This window comes from Vibrio ruber DSM 16370 (assembly GCF_900163965.1).
Classification (GTDB): Bacteria; Pseudomonadota; Gammaproteobacteria; order Enterobacterales; family Vibrionaceae; genus Vibrio; species Vibrio ruber.
Window position 1 is genome coordinate 1 of sequence record NZ_FULE01000053.1, and the last position, 16,606, is coordinate 16,606.

A 16,606-nucleotide genomic window follows, 5' to 3' on the forward strand; every position below is an offset into this window, starting at 1 on the left:
CCGCTAGCCAAAAGTAATATGGCATTCAAACGGCGATAATGGTCTTTATCCTTTGTCTTGTGCATTTTTTTGATAATTCGGCGTCGCTCTGCACGGTCAGGTAATGTTAGAATCATGGCTCTCGGTAGTGGTTGTTGATTTGTGGGTTTGGCGACTAATCAGATCGCACAAACGCTACCGAGTTCCTTTCTTTTTTATTCTCCGGTGATCTACATTTAGGAACAGTTATTTAGTGAACAAGGAGAACATCTAGGCGGAGGAAAGATAGATGTTTCTTATTTTGAAACGATAAAGTCTAAGCTTAGAGAGAGTTCGAATAAGATTATCTTTATTCATCATCCCCCTTTTAAAATCGGAGCAGATTGGTTTAAGAAGATATGTCTTGATAATGGTGATTTATTAATGAAATCGCTATCGGAAATAAATAATTTAAAATATCTTGCTTATGGACATTGTCATAACTACTTCATAGAAGAAAGGGGAAATACTATATTTTTATCGTGTCCTTCTTCATGGGTTCAGTTTGATCATACTTGTCATGGTGAGATAAAGTATGATCAAAAAATAGCTATTGGATTTAACGTTTTCCACCTATCCGATGATATTTCTCATGATACGATAACAATACCTGGTCATTGATTTATTGGTGCCTGTCCAGCCTGTCTATATAAAGTACATGCTGTACAAATTGATTGTTGGGGTTCAATTCTAAGAAATTATCGAACGATACTCATAAACACAAGAATCCGATTGAGCTTGCTACAGACAAGAAAAAAGACGCCCGAGGACGTCTTTAAGCTTTGATTTGGTGGAGCTGGCGGGAGTTGAACCCGCGTCCGAAAACCATTCATCTTTGGTACTACATGCTTAGTCGATCTTTAATTTCACTACCACCTGCGAACCGACACGCGAATGAATAGCTAACCTGAATTATCTCTTACGCTTCATCCCTCAGGTGGGGGAATCCACGCCAGCTTGTTTTGGTTTGACCATCTGAACTCCCCGTCCTACAAGCGGAGGCTAGGGCAGATGGGCTCTCAGCAGGTTATTAAGCTGCTAGTGCGTAGTTTTCGTCGTTTGCGACTATTTTTTTGCGGTTTGTTAACGAGGCCTACCGCACCTCGGCATGCACCTCAGACTGCAAAATTCCCGTCGAATCCTGAATCAGCCCCAGAGGTAGAGTGTGCATACTACCAGAATTGTTCCTAGTGTCTAGTGCTGCACAATCATATGGTTAAGTTTAGCGCAGTGCGCTCTTCATGACGCGGTCTTTTTGGCGCTGCCAGTCCCGATCTTTGACCGTATCCCGCTTGTCGTGCATCTTCTTACCTTTCGCAACCCCGACTTTAATCTTGACCCATGAACGAGACCAGTACAGCGATAATGCTATTAAAGTCATCCCTTCACGGTTGATCCGGCCGAATAGATTATCGAGCTCCCGACGAGAGAGCAGGAGTTTGCGTACCCGAGTCGGGTTGGCAATCACATGTGTTGAAGCTTGTTGCAGCGGAATGATGTTCATGCCGGAGATAAATGCTTCTCCGTCACGCAAGAATACATAACTTTCTGCGATATTTGCTTTGCCCTGGCGAAGTGACTTCACTTCCCAGCCCTGAAGCTCCATACCCGCTTCTATTTCATCTTCAATGAAATATTCGTAGCGAGCTTTCTTGTTTAGAGCAATCGTGTTGCTCCCCGGTTTTGATTTTTTCTTTGCCATAGTGGGGCGTATTATACGGATTGCGTGTTGGTTGGGAAATCCTTTTGTTGGTATTGGTGCAAAATATGCACAATTGATTGATAAATCTGCGATTGTTGTCATTGTGAGGTGATTAACAGGCTGCGCAACGCCAGCGGATTGACAGACGCTGACCTTGAGCTCACCGATGTATCACAGTAAAATTGCAACGCTTGGGTGTAAAGAGGAAGAAGGAGCATCAATGAAGCAGGTGAGTCGTTCTGCACTGGTATCGTTTAGCGCTGAACAGATGTTTAATTTAGTCAATGATGTGATGCGTTATCCCGAGTTCTTGCCGGGTTGTTCCGGTGCGAGAGTGATAGAATCAAATGCTGACAAGATGGTCGCTTCTGTTGATGTCTCTAAAGCGGGAATCAGCAAAACATTTACCACGTCGAATCAGTTAAAAACGGGTGAAGCAATATTGATGAATTTGGTGGACGGGCCGTTTAAAACCCTGCGTGGTGGATGGTACTTTACACCGCTTGATGAATGGGCTTGTAAAGTTGAACTGAAGCTTGAATTTGAGTTTTCCAGTAAGATGATTGAGCTGGCATTCGGCAAAATTTTTAATGATCTGACCAATAATATGGTTAATGCTTTCACCAAACGAGCCAAGCAGGTGTATGTATGACGGATGAAGAGAATTCTATTCATGTTGAAGTGGTGTATGCTCTGCCGCATGAGCAGCGTGTATTATCGCTGGTGGTGTCGCCGTCAATGACTGTGGAAGAGATTATCCGCCAATCCGGTGTGCTGAATATGTATCCGGAAATTGATTTGGCAAAAAATAAAGTCGGTATTTTTAGTCGTCCGGTGAAGTTGGATGCGACGGTACGGGATCGGGATCGGATTGAAATCTACCGGCCGCTGTTGGCTGATCCGAAAGAAATCCGCAGAAAACGGGCTGAGCAGGCAAAAGCTGCGGGGAAAAACTGATTTAGTTCGGTCACAGGGCTGAATAAGCTATTGTGAATCTGATGAGAAAAAGCTCGCATGATGCGTAACACCGATCAGTTAACAAATTGATCAATTGACAGCAAGAATGATCCTACGAAAATGACCCCTTCTTTTGAACGGGGTCATTTTTTATGCTGTCTAACTGGCTTATTGATACAGAATTATTTGCCGCTCCTGAGGAGTTGTCCGTCTTCCAAAAAGAGCTGCCGTTAGAGTGGATTGAGCAGGCATTAGAGCAAACCAACAAAGCAAGTATAAGAAGGAGAAAACTTCCAGCTGAACTGGTGGTTTGGCTCATTGTTGGAATTGGTCTCTATCGAAATCGCTCTATCTCAGAGGTTGTGTCTAAACTCGACCTAAAACTCGTTGATAAGCTAGGAGAAACCGTTGCCCCTAGTGCCATACCTCAAGCTAGACAGCGGCTTACAGCTGCGCCCCTTAAAGCTCTGTTTGATATTACGTCCAAGCATTGGTGTCAAAGAGAAGACAGCATGGATGTCTGGCATGGCTTACAACTATTTTCAGTCGATGGAACCACGTTTCGCTGTGCTGAGAACGAAGAGCACTCAGAGCATTTCGGCTATATCAGCAATCAACATAAAAAGCAGTCCGTTTATCCAGTCGCTCGACTCTGTGCGCTTATGTCACTACGAAGTCGTATGCTCAGAGATGTAAAATTTGGTCCTTGTAGTAAAGGGGAAATTACCTATGCGCGAGAGATGACAGAATCGGTCCCTTCCAACTCGCTTACTCTCTTTGATAGTTGCTACTTTAGCGCGGATCTTATGATAAGTTGGCAAAGCGCGGCCCCAAATAGTCATTGGCTAACACCGCTCAAGAGCAACACTCGCTATAACGTCGTGGAGCAATATGCAGATAACGACTATTTGGTCAAAATGTCTGTGTCGCCACAAGCCAGAAAGAAAAATCCGCAGTTACCAGAAAAATGGCGTGCGAGATTAGTGACCTACCAAGAAAATCGACAAGACAACCATATAGAGGGAGTCTTAAGCTCATTAACCGATACGACTAAATACTCATCCCAAGATATCTTAGATGTCTATTTTGAACGCTGGGAAATAGAAAACGGCTATGGTGAAATCAAGCAATATCAACTTGATGATAGCATTTTACTGAGAAGTCAAACCGTTGAAGGCGTCTACCAAGAAATCTGGGGATTGCTGATAGCGTATAACTTAATTCGAGTAGAAATCAGTCAAATCGCTAAGGAGGCGGAAGTCTCTCCATTAAGAATTAGCTTCGTAATGGCGATGCGCTACATTCAGGATGAGCTGATGTGGTGTGCAATAGCTTCACCAGGAACGATTCCGAAAAAGCTCAAAGCGATGAGGGAGAATGTGAAGCAATTTATTTTGCCTAAGAAAAGAAAACGGCCCAAAAGTAGGACCGTTCGTATTAACAAAACCCGCTATCCAATTAAGAAGAGAACCTCTTAACTGAATGGTGTTACGCATGATGCGAGCTTTTTAATGTCTGTGTTGTTTTATCCGGCTTACTGAAGGCTTTCAAAAAAATGGTCGCTGTTATGAAAGTCACCGGCCAGATGAATCAGTGAGCCGCGTTTGTCAAATTTGACAATCAGGTTTTTCTGTATCGGGTCTTCATGTCCTGAGACATGATGATAAATGTAGTACCAAGTATCGGGATAACCATTCTCAACCAGCATCGGAGAGCCGAGTACGTAGCGGACTTGTTGTTTGGACATGCCGAATTTCAGTTGGTCAACCGCTTGTTGATCAACATAGTTGCCTTGGTTGATATCAATCCGGTAAACCAACATATCGGTAACCGATGAGCATCCGCTAAGGACAAGTATTGCTAATGACGCGGTGATGAGAGACTTCTTCAATTGCATAGTTTGTTTACTACATTGTCATTTAGAGTGAAAGCTTGGCTGATAATAAACAAGCTTGGTGAAGAAGTAAAAGGGTTCCCCACCATCTTATCTCACACTCAGACTACTAATTTCAGATTTTGTTGCATCTGATCGGTTTTTTTTAATACCTGTTATCAATTATAGGTATGAATGTATAGGTATGAATGGTGATGTGAAGTGGCTTTTCAATCGGCTTGGCGTTGGCTGACAGAGGCGATTCGGCAAGTTTTTTCAAACAACCAGACTCAGACACGATGTTGAGTTCGGTACATCTGGTTGTCTGAAGGTCGTAAACTGCCTTACGACCTTCAGTGATGAATAATTTTGCTCTGTATTAAACCCTGTATTAAAAATTTATATTAAAAACTGGTATTAAAAAAGAAGCATGTGATTAATAAATGGTACTAATAATTTATTTTAATCATTTATGAATGCAATATAATCAGTCTGATGTTTAATATTTAAATAATATTTGATTTGCCAGTGATAGATTGATTTATCAGAATTATTTGCCCCGATGAATTATAATGAATGAATTGATATTATAAAAAAGTATCAAACAAGTGGCATGTTTCTATAAACTGTCGGCTTAGTTTATTGTTCTTTTTAAAGTATAAGACACAATGAGCAAGACATTTAAATTTACGTAAAAGTTGATGGATTTCTAACAAGCTGTTCCAATATTCATCAGGAACTTGCTGTTTCCAATAACATAATGCTTTGCGTTTTTGTGCGACGGTGAGCTGTTTGATACGGCATAAATCCATCAGTAACAGGTAAACGTCTCTTGCTTTGAGTTTCGGGCTCGCGTGCATAATCGATTCTTCAAAATCGATCAGGCTGAGTTGATTGTGCTGATCGATTAATATATCGCGAAGTGCCGGGCGGCCGTGGGCAATATCAGCATTGTGTAACTTGATGAATAGATTGATGAGTTGTAGCAATATATCGTCGGTGATACGTTCTGCTTCAACCTGGGAGAGCGGCAGCCCTTGATCTGAGGTAACAAAGAAACGTTTCCCTTCCAGTGCGATTTGAGGAACCTGAAATCCAATTGAATTTAAATAAAGCAGCATCGATTTTTCATGTTCAAAACGTGACCATGAATTCATCGTTGCTTTTGACTGAAAGCATGATAATAAATTTAACTTGCCAGCAAGCGATGATATTTTTCGGATAAAATTAGATTTATCCTCTCCGCCAATTTTTAGCCAGTAGGTTTTTTTCTGGTCAGTAATTTTAATAACGCCATTGATGTTTTTATCAATGTGTTTTATGCATTGTTCTCTTAACATAATATGAATGTATTATTTGTATAATATCTGGAATGGGCACCATGAATTGCGGCGCATTCTATCCATTTTTTTAGCTAAGTTAAGATCAAATGCAGAAAAAATCAAAATAAATATCGGGCTGAATATAATTTCATCAAAAAGCCCGATATTTATTATGTGTGTGATATTCAGAAAACTAATAATAGAATAAATTAGTTTAAAATAGATTATGCAGCAACGAGTAATAACTCTTTTGCATTTGCTAATGTGGTTTCGGTAATCTGGCTGCCACCAAGCAGTCTGGCCAATTCTTCAATTCGTTGCTGATCATCCAGCCTGAGCATCTGGGTTTCTGTTTTGCCGCCTTTGGTTTGTTTGGCGACAAACAGTTGTTGATGCCCACAACCGGCAACCTGTGGTAAGTGGGTCACACATAAGACTTGGGTTGATTCACCCAGTTGACGTAGCATTTTACCGACCACTGCCGCTGTCGGCCCACTGATACCGACATCGACTTCATCGAAGATCAAACTTGGAGTTTCGACTTTTTGCGCTGTAATGACCTGAATCGCCAGTGATATCCGCGAGAGTTCACCGCCCGAAGCGACTTTCGTCATTGGTTGGAGCGGTTGCCCCGGGTTGGTGGACACCATAAAGTTCACTGAATCAAACCCGAGTGGAGACGGGTGGTTTTCATCATAATGGAGATCCATTTGGAACTTAGCTTTTTCCATGCTCAGTTCATGCATACTCTGACTGATTAATTTATTGAGTTCTTTGGCGTAGCGCATTCTGGACTGATGCAGTTTTTCTGCGCGATGAACAAATGACTGATACGCTTCTGCCACCATATTCTCAAGTTGTTCAAGTTTCTCATCGGAATAGTCCAGTGCAGTGATCTGCCGGAGCAGGCTTTGGTGGTGTTGATAAAGATCTTCCGGGAGAACATTGTGTTTACGAGCCAGCGACATAACTTTGGAATAGCGGCTTTCAATATATGCCATTTGTTCCGGATCGACTTCAATACGGTCAAGGTAGTCACGGAGTTCGCTGTTGGCTTCTTCCAGTTGGATCAGCGCTTCAGCAACCATTGCCGGCAATACCGCCATTTTTTCGTCCAGTTCGGCTAACTGAGCCAAAACCTGACTGGTGGAATGGAGTAAGCCGATGGCATTGACTTCATCACCTTCATTTAATAACTGAATTGCATTTTGGCTGAGGGTGAGTAATTCACCACTGTTTGTCAGACGCTTGTACTCTTGCTCCAGTTCGTGAAATTCATCTTCGGCGATCGATAATTCGTTCAACTCTTTGATTTGATATTCCAGCAGCTGAAGCTGAGCCTGATTTTGCTGGCTGTTTTCACGGCGCTGCTTCAATTCATTACTGGCCTGACGCCAGTTCTGATAAGCCAGTCGCGTCTTTTTCAATAAGTCCGTGTGACCGGCATATTGGTCTAACATGGTAAGTTGATGTTCACTTTTCATCAGCTGTTGATGCGCGTGCTGACCATGGATATTGACCAGTAACTGACCGAGTGATTTCAGCTGTGAGATTGGGACGGGGTTACCGTTAATAAACGCACGGGAACGACCTTCTTTGGTTATCACCCGGCGGAGAATACACTCGCTGCCATCCAGCAGTTCATTATCTTCGAGCCAGCGGGTCGCATGCAGGTTGTGATCGAGAAGAAATGCGGCACAGACTTCAGTCTTTTCTTCGCCTTGACGAACCATACTGGCTTCTGCCCTGCCACCGAGACACAGACTGAGTGCATCAATAGCAATAGACTTACCTGCACCGGTCTCACCGGTAATGGTGGTCATCCCTTGTGAAAGTTCTAACTGTAATGATTTTACGATTGCAAAATTATTGACACTTAAATGAGCCAGCATGTTCACACCTGTACGTTTTACCAATACTGTATAAAGAAACAGTATATACTGTTTCTTTATACAGTAAAGATGTTTGGTGATTTTATTTTCACCACAGTATCAGGTCAGAAAATAAGGTCTGAATTGATCGTATATCCGGCTTCGGTATGCAGGTTTTAGAATAACTTACTTGACCAGCCCAGTTTGTTTCTCAGCACATGGTAGTAGCTGTAATCCTTCGGGTGGATCAAATGTAATTTATTGGGGCTGCGGTAGATCAGCACTTCATCTCCGGGAGAAACCGGGAGAGAAATTTGTCCGTCACAACTGATTTCCTGAGTGCCTCTGTTATTGGGTGAGACAGAGAGTTTGATGCGGCAGTCTCCATCAACGACCAAAGGGCGGGATGACAGTGTGTGTGGAAACATCGGGACGAGTGAGATGGCGTTTAAGCTTGGCGACAGAATCGGGCCACCTCCGGAAAGCGAATAGGCGGTTGACCCCGTCGGTGTCGACACGATCAGGCCGTCTGAGCGCTGAGAAAACGCGAAAACGTCATTAATGTACACCTCGAACTCAATCATATGCGCGATTTTCCCGGGGTGAAGGACGGCCTCGTTCAGTGCAGCATTATGACTTTTGATCTGCCCATGACGGTGAATTTCGGTTTCCAGCAGAAAACGTTCTTCTTCAATATATTCGCCTTCGAGTACCTTTTGTAATGCTGCCTGAAAATCTTCGGGATCTAAGTCGGTGAGAAATCCCAGACTGCCGCGATTGACGCCGATTACCCGAATGTCAAAACGAGATAAAACTCTGGCTGCACCAAGCATGTTGCCGTCACCGCCGACAGCAATGGCCAAATCCGCTTTTTTGCCTAACTCAAGTAAAGATGAGAAACATTGTGGTGGTATATCGGAGAGAATATTGCTCAGGCGATCATCGATAAACACCGAATATCCTTGTTCTGACAACCACTGGTATAACTCACGATGGGTTTGAATCGCAGATTGGTCGCGTGGTTTACCAATGATGGCAATCACGTCAAAAGATTTTTTCATAATGTTTCCAATCGAATTAGGCTTGAATCAGGAATCTTCATCCCCATAATAAAGGCAAGTTATGCTTTTATGCGAATGTTTAGTGTGTTGAATGTTGAGCATCAATACAAAAAAATCATGGAACTCTGGAGATATCATGAGCAACGAAGAGAATAAAGTCAAAGAAGAAGAGCTGCAGCAAGAATCGGTAGCACAAGAAGAGACTGAGGCTGAAGTCGTCGGTAGTGAGGCTGATATCGAGTGGAATGAAAGCGATGCCCCAGAGGATGAGCAAGACGCGAAAATTGCCCAGTTGGAAGCGGCGCTACTCACGAGTGAGAGTAAAGTGAAAGAGCAGCAAGAAGCGGTCTTGCGTGCACAGGCAGAGGTTGAGAATATCCGTCGCCGGAGTGAGCAGGAAATCGATAAAGCGCGTAAATTTGCACTGAGTCGTTTTGCCGAAGAGCTTCTGCCGGTCATTGATAACCTTGAGCGAGCGATTCAGGCAGCAGATGCTGAGAATGAAGTGATCAAGCCTCTGCTGGAAGGGGTTGAACTGACTCATAAAACCTTTATTGGTACGATTGAAAAATTTGGTCTCAAAGAGATTAATCCTGAAGGGGAAGCGTTTAATCCGGAATTACATCAGGCGATGTCGATTCAGGAAAGCCCTGATCATGAATCAAACACAGTGATGTTTGTGATGCAAAAAGGTTATGAACTGAATGGCCGTGTGGTTCGTCCGGCAATGGTCATGGTGGCGAAATAAGCGCACTTTACTGATGAGACTCTCTCGGAATGATAAAAAGGTTGGCTTTTGCCAACCTTTTTTAATCCGCGTTTATTTTAATCTACGTTTGGTGCGAGTATGCCATTGTTCCGACGATACTATTTCTCCAGTGATGAAGTGGGGGGATGTACGGGTATCAGACGGCTTTTTTTCCACTCCCATACCATCAGAACCGCAATACACACCACACCAATCAAGCGATAATCATCAGTAACAAACAGGATTATTGCGGCCAATAGCAGGAAAATCAATCGACTCAGTGCTGGCACGGGACGAAAGAGATAGCCTTCGATAGCGGCAGAAAACGCAATAATCAGTGCAATACACCCGAGGATGGATTCAATCAATATCAGCGGTGTTTCTGTTTGAATCCAGATGAGGCCGGAGAATGCCATCATTGCCGGGATGAGGAAAAATCCCTGTGCCAGTTTAAAAGCCTGAACCGCGGAACGCATCGGCGAGGCATTGGCAATACCGGCACCGGCAAAAGCCGCGAGAGCGATAGGTGGTGTGACATTCGAGGTTTGAGACAGCCAGAAGACGATCATGTGTGCCGTGAGCAATGGTACCCCGAGTTCCATCAACGCCGGTACCGCCATGACTGACAGCACAATATAGGCGGCGGTGACCGGGAGCCCCATTCCCAAAATGACGGCTGCGATTGCAATAAATAATAAAGCAGACCAGAGATGACCACCGGACAGTGAAGTCAGAAACTGGGTAAATTGCAGACCGATTCCCGTTTGTCCGACCACACCAACCACAATACCTGCGGTTGCACAGGCAATGGAGATTGGCAGCGCGAGGATCGCGCCTTCTTTCATACCTTCGAGCACGAGTCTGACACTGATTTTAGTCTGTCTGCGTGTCAGCGCAGCGATCAGAATGGCTGCACATCCGGCAATACCGACCAAAATCGGAGAGTAACTCATCATCAGCAAGGCAGTGATCATCACCAGCGGTAGCAGGAAGTGCCATCCCTGTTGCAGAATTCGGCCGATCTTTTCTGTTTCACTCATGCCTTGCAGATTGAGCTTACATGCCATCAGATGAACATAAAGTAATGTACAGGCAAAGTAGAGGATTGCCGGTGCAATCGAAACCAGAATAATTTCACTGTAAGGAATCCCGGTAAACTGTGCCATGACAAAGGCACCGGCGCCCATTACCGGTGGCATGATTTGCCCACCGGTCGAAGCTGCGGCCTCGATTCCGGCTGCTTGTTCAGCTTTGTAACCGAGCCTTTTCATCATCGGTATAGTGAGAGAGCCGGTGGTGACGGTATTGGCAATGGCTGACCCCGAGATTGATCCCAAAGCCGCAGAGGCCAGCACACTGGCTTTGGCCGGGCCACCTTTTGATTTGCCTGCAATTGCAAACGCAGCATCGATAAAAAATTGCCCGGCACCGCTGACTTGCAGAAAAGCCCCGAACAGGACAAAGACGAACACGACGCCAGCCGCGATTGCCAGTGGTGCACCGAAGACACCATTGGTGGAATAAATATGAAAGCGAACCATTTCTTCCAATGAAAAACCTTTACTGGCGATAGCATCCGGCAGGACATTGCCGAATAATGCATAACTCAGAAATATGACCGCTACGAAAACCATGACCATACCGACTGTCCGGCGGGTTGCTTCTAAAAGCAGAAGGATCAGTAACAGCCCAGCGTATTGATCTTCCGGCTGTAAGCCGTCCAGCAGAAAACTGATATCATCATAATCAAACGGAATCACCCGGCTGGCAGCCCAGCAAGTGAGGATAATCAACACGATATCGAGACATCGCAGTACCACATATTTCGCCGGAGAAGTGGTGTCAATGTGTGCGAAGGGAAATGCCAAAAAAACAAGGATTAAAACCCAGCTGAGATGAGTGGGTCTGAATACGGTTGCTGACAGATCGGCGGTGATGCCTTGCCATATCTGGAATACAGTCAGCAAAACTGCGATCAGGCCGGTCACGAGCGAGAGACTATTGGCAAATTTCGTGTGACGGGATGAAACCTGAGTCATAGCTAACTCCAAATGTCATTACATGAAGGCAATCAGATGACAGGTTTGGTTGATAGTTGCCATCTGATTGGTTGGCTCATTGTGGGAATGGTTTTATTGGTGATGCTCTCGGTAGTATTTCATTGCACCGGGATGCAGTGGCACGCCTTCGAGCTTAGGCATATTATCGATGGTCATAAATTTCGTGACCCCCACCGCCTGACGGATCTTGTCAATGTTTTCAAAAGCAACTTTGGTCATTTCGTAAGCCAGCTTGTCATCCATTTTTTGATTGGTTACCAGTACATTCCAGACGGCAGGCACCTCAAATGCCGGGACATTGTTGTAACTGTCAGCCGGTGCACTGAAGGCTTGATAAGACGGATTGGCGGTTGAAATTTTCTTCAGTTCTTGCGGGGTAAACGAGAGAATCCGGATTTTGCGGGTCAGTGCCAGCTCCGTGATTGCTCCGACGCCCAGACTGCCGACAATCACCCCGGCATCGATTTGTCCGTTTGCCAGCGCACTTGTGGTTGCAGTGTAGTTCAGGGATTGTGCTTTTACATCGTTCTCAGTAATGCCGAGTATGTTCAGAATATTGACGGCACTCACCCGTGTTCCTGAGCCAGGAGCACCAAGTGAAATTTTCTTACCTTTTAGATCACTGATGGTATGGATATCGGAATCAGCCGGGACGATGAATTGAACGACATTCGGATACAGGGCGAAGAGAACCTGAGTCGGCATTTTTCTCGGAAATGGCTTTTCCCCTTCGTAGGCTTTCAGGGCAACATTCCCCATGGCAATACCGACCAACTGTTTTTGTGTGGCGACTTTAATAATATTTTCCACTGATGCTGCGGTGACTTCGGCTCGCATATTGAAATCAGGGATATTTTCACTCCAGATTTTTGCCAGTGTGCCGCCAAGTGGATAATAAGTACCGCTCTGACTACCTGTTCCTATGGTGTAGTTATTCGCAAAGGCTGGTAGCGCAATGCTCAGCCCAAGAATCATCAACCCTTTCTTGACGATGTTGTACATAAGAAACTCCCTGTTTTTCTGGTTATATAAAAGCACTATGCTCATTACTGTGACGGATATGAGTTAGTGTGAATATAGTGTAGATGTAAACTTCGTGTATCAGTTTTGATATCACGATGTTGATATCTCAGGGTATAGTGAAATTGACAAAATACTGCTTAGGTCACCAAAGCGAGGGTAACTTTGTGAAGTTTGAGTGAATCACTTGTTGAGTAAAGTCGTTAATTTCAGCGTGTATCCGCTGCCTCAGTTGCACCGAACCGCGATCTCCGGCCTGAAAATAAGGAAATTTGTATTTTTTTCATTTTCCCCCTTGAAAAGGTATTTTCCGCCCTTATCTAAGGGGCATAGAGAAGCAAACTTCGTTTGTTGAACGGTGAGTCCGGGGTTGAAACCCGATTCTCCAACCCCATATATGGGGTACTGACAAAACGACAATAGAATTATTCGGAGATGTCCTGATGGGTAAGATCATTGGTATTGACTTAGGTACTACAAACTCTTGTGTTGCTGTACTGGATGGCGGAAAACCTCGCGTTATTGAAAACGCGGAGGGTGAACGTACAACGCCATCTGTAATTGCTTATACCGACGGTGAAACGCTTGTTGGTCAGCCAGCAAAACGTCAAGCGGTTACTAACCCTGAAAATACTTTATTTGCAATCAAACGTTTGATCGGTCGTCGTTTTGAAGACGAAGAAGTTCAACGTGATATCGAAATTATGCCTTACAAAATTGTTAAGGCTGATAACGGTGATGCATGGGTTCAGGTTAAAAATGAAAAACTGGCAGCACCACAGGTTTCTGCTGAAGTTTTGAAAAAAATGAAAAAAACCGCAGAAGACTATCTGGGTGAAGCCGTCACCGGTGCCGTAATTACCGTACCAGCATATTTTAACGATGCCCAGCGTCAGGCAACAAAAGATGCTGGTCGTATTGCGGGTCTGGAAGTGAAGCGGATCATCAACGAACCAACCGCTGCTGCGCTGGCTTATGGTCTCGACAAAGAAGGCGGTGACCGTGTTATCGCTGTATACGACTTAGGTGGTGGTACGTTCGATATCTCGATCATCGAAATCGATGATGTTGAAGGCGAGAAAACATTTGAAGTGCTTGCAACCAATGGTGATACACACTTAGGTGGTGAAGACTTCGATACACGTATGATCAATTACTTGGTTGATGAATTCAAGAAAGAGCAAGGCATTAACCTGAAAAGTGATCCGTTAGCAATGCAACGTCTGAAAGAAGCAGCTGAGAAAGCGAAGATTGAGCTGTCTTCAGCGCAACAGACTGACGTAAACCTGCCTTATATCACGGCAGATGCGACAGGTCCGAAACACATGAATATCAAAGTGACTCGTGCAAAACTTGAGTCGCTGGTTGAAGATTTGGTTCAGCGTTCTCTTGAGCCAATGAAAGTTGCGCTGGCAGATGCGGATCTATCTGTGAACGATATTACCGACGTGATTCTGGTCGGTGGTCAGACTCGTATGCCAATGGTTCAGAAGAAAGTTGCTGAATTCTTCGGTAAAGATGCGCGTAAAGACGTCAACCCGGATGAAGCTGTTGCTGTTGGTGCTGCGGTTCAGGGTGGTGTTCTTGCCGGTGATGTAAAAGACGTTCTGCTGCTTGACGTAACGCCGCTGTCGCTGGGTATCGAAACCATGGGCGGTGTGATGACTAAGCTGATTGAGAAAAACACCACGATTCCAACCAAAGCGAATCAAGTGTTCTCAACAGCAGAAGATAACCAAAGTGCTGTAACCATTCATGTTTTGCAAGGTGAACGGAAACAGGCGACTTACAACAAGTCTCTGGGGCAGTTTAACCTGGAAGGTATCCAGCCTGCGCCACGTGGTATGCCACAAATCGAAGTAACCTTCGACTTGGATGCTGATGGTATTTTGCATGTGTCTGCGAAAGACAAACAGACCAACAAAGAGCAGAAGATTACCATTCAGGCATCTGGCGGTCTGAGCGACGATGAAATCGAAAAAATGGTTCAAGAAGCTGAAGCTAATAAAGAAGCGGACAAAAAGTTCGAAGAGTTGGCCACTGCTCGTAACCAAGCTGACCAAATCGTCCATGCAACCCGTAAACAGGTAGCAGAAGCTGGCGATGCACTGCCTGCGGAAGATAAAGCACAAATTGAAACTGCAATCAGTGAACTTGAAGCGGCAAGTAAGAGCGGTGACAAGGAAGAAATTGATGCCAAGACTCAGGCATTGATGACTGCATCTCAAAAACTGATGGAAATTGCTCAGCAGCAAGCACAGGCACAACAAGCCGGTGGTGCAGAGCAAACGTCTGGTCAGGAAGATGATGTTGTTGATGCTGAATTCGAAGAAGTCAAAGACGAGAAAAAATAATCAGTGAATAGTCATTCACTGATATGACTTCAGACCTTTTCAGGTATGATACGGGCGTTTGGGGGGACTCTGACGCCCGTCTGTTTGTAATCTTGGTGTCGATTTAGGTCATGTTTCATTTTGTGTGAAATATCATCTATATCGATACATCTAGCCGGGCGACAAGCGTCGCTTGCAGTAATTAATTGGTGACGAAGAACATGTCAAAACGTGATTTTTACGAGATCTTAGGCGTAAGCCGTGATGCCGCTGAGCGTGATATCAAAAAGGCCTATAAGCGCTTGGCGATGAAGTACCATCCTGACCGTAATCCGGGCGACGAAACCTCAGCTGATAAGTTTAAAGAAGTAAAAGAAGCGTATGAGGTGTTAACTGATCCTCAGAAAAAAGCAGCTTATGATCAATATGGTCATGCCGCATTTGAGCAAGGCGGTGGCGGTTTTGGCGGCGGCTTCGGTGGTGGTAGCGCTGACTTCGGTGACATCTTTGGTGATGTGTTCGGGGATATATTTGGCGGTGGTCGCCGTGGCGGTGGTCATGCCCGGGCACAGCGCGGTGCGGATCTTCGCTACAATATGGAACTCACTTTAGAAGAAGCAGTCCGCGGTTGTTCGAAAGAGATCGAAGTCCCAACCATGGTGCATTGCGATACATGTAATGGCAGTGGCGCGAAGAAAGGAACGACACCGGAAACATGCGGTACCTGTCACGGACATGGTCAGGTTCAGATGAGACAAGGCTTTTTTGCGGTACAGCAGACCTGTCCAACCTGTCATGGTAAAGGAAAAATCATCAAAGATCCTTGTCGTGATTGTCATGGTCAGGGCCGTAAGCAACAACGCAAGACTCTGAATGTGAAGATTCCTGCCGGTGTTGATACCGGGGATCGGATTCGTCTTACCGGTGAAGGTGAAGCCGGTGAAATGGGCGCGCCAGCCGGTGATTTGTATGTTCAGGTTCATGTGAAAGAGCACCATATCTTTGAACGTGAGGGGAACAACCTGTTCTGTGAAGTGCCGGTGAGCTTCTCGATGGCAGCCCTTGGCGGTGAAGTTGAAGTGCCGACACTCGATGGCCGGGTGAATCTGAAAGTGCCGGAAGAAACTCAGACCGGCAGAATGTTCCGGATGCGTGGTAAAGGTGTGAAGAATGTTCGTGGCGGTGCTGCGGGTGATTTGATTGTACGTCTGGCGGTTGAGACTCCGGTCAATCTGAGCGCGCGTCAGAAAGAACTGCTGCGTGAATTTGAAGAATCCTGTGGCGGTGAAGCGGCAAGTAAGCACAAGCCTAAGTCGGAAGGTTTTTTCAGCGGCGTGAAGAAATTTTTTGATGATCTCACGAGCTGATAAAAACACATTGATTCAAATAGAAACCTGCTTCGGCAGGTTTTTTTGTATAGAGAAAACCCCCAGCTAGGCTGGGGGTTCCGTAAAGCTTACAGCTATAAGTCAGTTATATAACCCCTTTCAATTTGATAAAAACGTCTTGTGGTCTGGCAACTACAAGAGTTAATTAAGAATTGAAAGGGGGTCCCAATGGGGGACGAAAAGAGCTTAGCGCACACGCGCTGGAACTGTAAATACCACATAGTCTTTGCACCGAAATATAGAAGGCAAGTGT

The 16,606-nt window shown here is 45.0% G+C and carries 13 protein-coding genes, 1 other RNA gene and 2 pseudogenes; 7 read left to right on the plus strand and 9 right to left on the minus strand.

Annotation, left to right across the window (positions count from 1 at the left end; translation table 11 throughout):
* The 3 genes and pseudogenes from VR7878_RS20935 to smpB form a co-directional block, all read right to left on the minus strand.
* Positions 1-116 (minus strand): annotated as a pseudogene (locus tag VR7878_RS20935) (IS630 family transposase); the annotation flags it as partial.
* A 690-nt stretch (positions 117-806) separates the two neighbouring features.
* Positions 807-1,172: a transfer-messenger RNA gene (ssrA, locus tag VR7878_RS18305) on the minus strand.
* A 68-nt stretch (positions 1,173-1,240) separates the two neighbouring features.
* The gene (gene smpB / locus VR7878_RS18310; protein WP_077337460.1) at positions 1,241-1,720 is read right to left on the minus strand and encodes an SsrA-binding protein SmpB; all 480 of its coding nucleotides are present in this window, start codon (positions 1,718-1,720) and stop codon (positions 1,241-1,243) included.
* Positions 1,721-1,940: 220 nt separating this feature from the next.
* Here smpB and VR7878_RS18315 point away from each other — a divergent pair, with 220 nt between their 5' ends.
* The 3 genes from VR7878_RS18315 (at position 1,941) to VR7878_RS18325 (ending at position 4,155) form a co-directional block, all read left to right on the plus strand.
* Positions 1,941-2,372 carry an SRPBCC family protein gene (locus VR7878_RS18315; RefSeq protein WP_077337472.1) on the plus strand — a complete coding sequence of 144 codons (432 nt, stop codon included), beginning with the start codon at positions 1,941-1,943 and terminating at the stop codon, positions 2,370-2,372.
* Positions 2,369-2,677 (plus strand): RnfH family protein, encoded by a 309-nt coding sequence (locus VR7878_RS18320; protein WP_077337461.1) that lies wholly within the window; start codon positions 2,369-2,371, stop codon positions 2,675-2,677. Before VR7878_RS18315 ends, VR7878_RS18320 begins: the two co-directional genes overlap by 4 nt.
* Positions 2,678-2,829: 152 nt before the next feature.
* Entirely contained in the window at positions 2,830-4,155 is a 1,326-nt protein-coding gene (locus tag VR7878_RS18325) for an IS4 family transposase (protein ID WP_077337462.1), read from the plus strand.
* A gap of 56 nt (positions 4,156-4,211) precedes the next feature.
* Here VR7878_RS18325 and bamE read toward each other — a convergent pair whose 3' ends face one another.
* From bamE to nadK, 4 genes are all read right to left on the minus strand, one after another.
* Positions 4,212-4,574 carry an outer membrane protein assembly factor BamE gene (gene bamE / locus VR7878_RS18330; RefSeq protein ID WP_077337463.1) on the minus strand — a complete coding sequence of 121 codons (363 nt, stop codon included), beginning with the start codon at positions 4,572-4,574 and terminating at the stop codon, positions 4,212-4,214.
* Between the two features lie 563 nt (positions 4,575-5,137).
* Positions 5,138-5,707 carry a BUD32 family EKC/KEOPS complex subunit gene (locus VR7878_RS18335; RefSeq protein WP_139344146.1) on the minus strand — a complete coding sequence of 190 codons (570 nt, stop codon included), beginning with the start codon at positions 5,705-5,707 and terminating at the stop codon, positions 5,138-5,140.
* A 389-nt stretch (positions 5,708-6,096) separates the two neighbouring features.
* The gene (gene recN / locus VR7878_RS18340; protein ID WP_077337465.1) at positions 6,097-7,764 is read right to left on the minus strand and encodes a DNA repair protein RecN; all 1,668 of its coding nucleotides are present in this window, start codon (positions 7,762-7,764) and stop codon (positions 6,097-6,099) included.
* A gap of 155 nt (positions 7,765-7,919) precedes the next feature.
* Entirely contained in the window at positions 7,920-8,804 is an 885-nt protein-coding gene (gene nadK, locus VR7878_RS18345) for an NAD(+) kinase (protein ID WP_077337466.1), read from the minus strand.
* A 136-nt stretch (positions 8,805-8,940) separates the two neighbouring features.
* Between nadK and grpE the strand changes: the two genes are divergently transcribed.
* Complete coding sequence (gene grpE, locus VR7878_RS18350; RefSeq protein ID WP_077337467.1) at positions 8,941-9,552, plus strand: nucleotide exchange factor GrpE; 612 nt, start codon at positions 8,941-8,943, stop codon at positions 9,550-9,552.
* 119 nt (positions 9,553-9,671) lie between these two features.
* Here grpE and VR7878_RS18355 read toward each other — a convergent pair whose 3' ends face one another.
* Positions 9,672-11,591 (minus strand): TRAP transporter permease, encoded by a 1,920-nt coding sequence (locus VR7878_RS18355; RefSeq protein ID WP_077337468.1) that lies wholly within the window; start codon positions 11,589-11,591, stop codon positions 9,672-9,674.
* 93 nt (positions 11,592-11,684) lie between these two features.
* Positions 11,685-12,614: a TAXI family TRAP transporter solute-binding subunit gene (locus tag VR7878_RS18360; RefSeq protein WP_077337469.1), complete on the minus strand. Its 930-nt coding sequence runs from the start codon at positions 12,612-12,614 to the stop codon at positions 11,685-11,687.
* 461 nt (positions 12,615-13,075) lie between these two features.
* Here VR7878_RS18360 and dnaK point away from each other — a divergent pair, with 461 nt between their 5' ends.
* The 3 genes and pseudogenes from dnaK to VR7878_RS18375 all read left to right on the plus strand — a co-directional run.
* Complete coding sequence (gene dnaK, locus VR7878_RS18365; RefSeq protein WP_077337470.1) at positions 13,076-14,986, plus strand: molecular chaperone DnaK; 1,911 nt, start codon at positions 13,076-13,078, stop codon at positions 14,984-14,986.
* 200 nt (positions 14,987-15,186) lie between these two features.
* The gene (gene dnaJ, locus VR7878_RS18370) at positions 15,187-16,332 is read left to right on the plus strand and encodes a molecular chaperone DnaJ (RefSeq protein WP_077337471.1); all 1,146 of its coding nucleotides are present in this window, start codon (positions 15,187-15,189) and stop codon (positions 16,330-16,332) included.
* A 189-nt stretch (positions 16,333-16,521) separates the two neighbouring features.
* Positions 16,522-16,606 (plus strand): annotated as a pseudogene (locus tag VR7878_RS18375) (IS200/IS605 family transposase); the annotation flags it as partial.

Bases quoted from the DNA above. Each gene is read 5' to 3' on its own strand.
- smpB (WP_077337460.1), bottom strand. From the start codon at position 1,720: ATGGCAAAGAAAAAATCAAAACCGGGGAGCAACACGATTGCTCTAAAC.
- VR7878_RS18315 (WP_077337472.1), top strand. From the start codon at position 1,941: ATGAAGCAGGTGAGTCGTTCTGCACTGGTATCGTTTAGCGCTGAACAG.
- VR7878_RS18320 (WP_077337461.1), top strand. From the start codon at position 2,369: ATGACGGATGAAGAGAATTCTATTCATGTTGAAGTGGTGTATGCTCTG.
- VR7878_RS18325 (WP_077337462.1), top strand. From the start codon at position 2,830: ATGCTGTCTAACTGGCTTATTGATACAGAATTATTTGCCGCTCCTGAG.
- bamE (WP_077337463.1), bottom strand. From the start codon at position 4,574: ATGCAATTGAAGAAGTCTCTCATCACCGCGTCATTAGCAATACTTGTC.
- VR7878_RS18335 (WP_139344146.1), bottom strand. From the start codon at position 5,707: ATGAATTCATGGTCACGTTTTGAACATGAAAAATCGATGCTGCTTTAT.
- recN (WP_077337465.1), bottom strand. From the start codon at position 7,764: ATGCTGGCTCATTTAAGTGTCAATAATTTTGCAATCGTAAAATCATTA.
- nadK (WP_077337466.1), bottom strand. From the start codon at position 8,804: ATGAAAAAATCTTTTGACGTGATTGCCATCATTGGTAAACCACGCGAC.
- grpE (WP_077337467.1), top strand. From the start codon at position 8,941: ATGAGCAACGAAGAGAATAAAGTCAAAGAAGAAGAGCTGCAGCAAGAA.
- VR7878_RS18355 (WP_077337468.1), bottom strand. From the start codon at position 11,591: ATGACTCAGGTTTCATCCCGTCACACGAAATTTGCCAATAGTCTCTCG.
- VR7878_RS18360 (WP_077337469.1), bottom strand. From the start codon at position 12,614: ATGTACAACATCGTCAAGAAAGGGTTGATGATTCTTGGGCTGAGCATT.
- dnaK (WP_077337470.1), top strand. From the start codon at position 13,076: ATGGGTAAGATCATTGGTATTGACTTAGGTACTACAAACTCTTGTGTT.
- dnaJ (WP_077337471.1), top strand. From the start codon at position 15,187: ATGTCAAAACGTGATTTTTACGAGATCTTAGGCGTAAGCCGTGATGCC.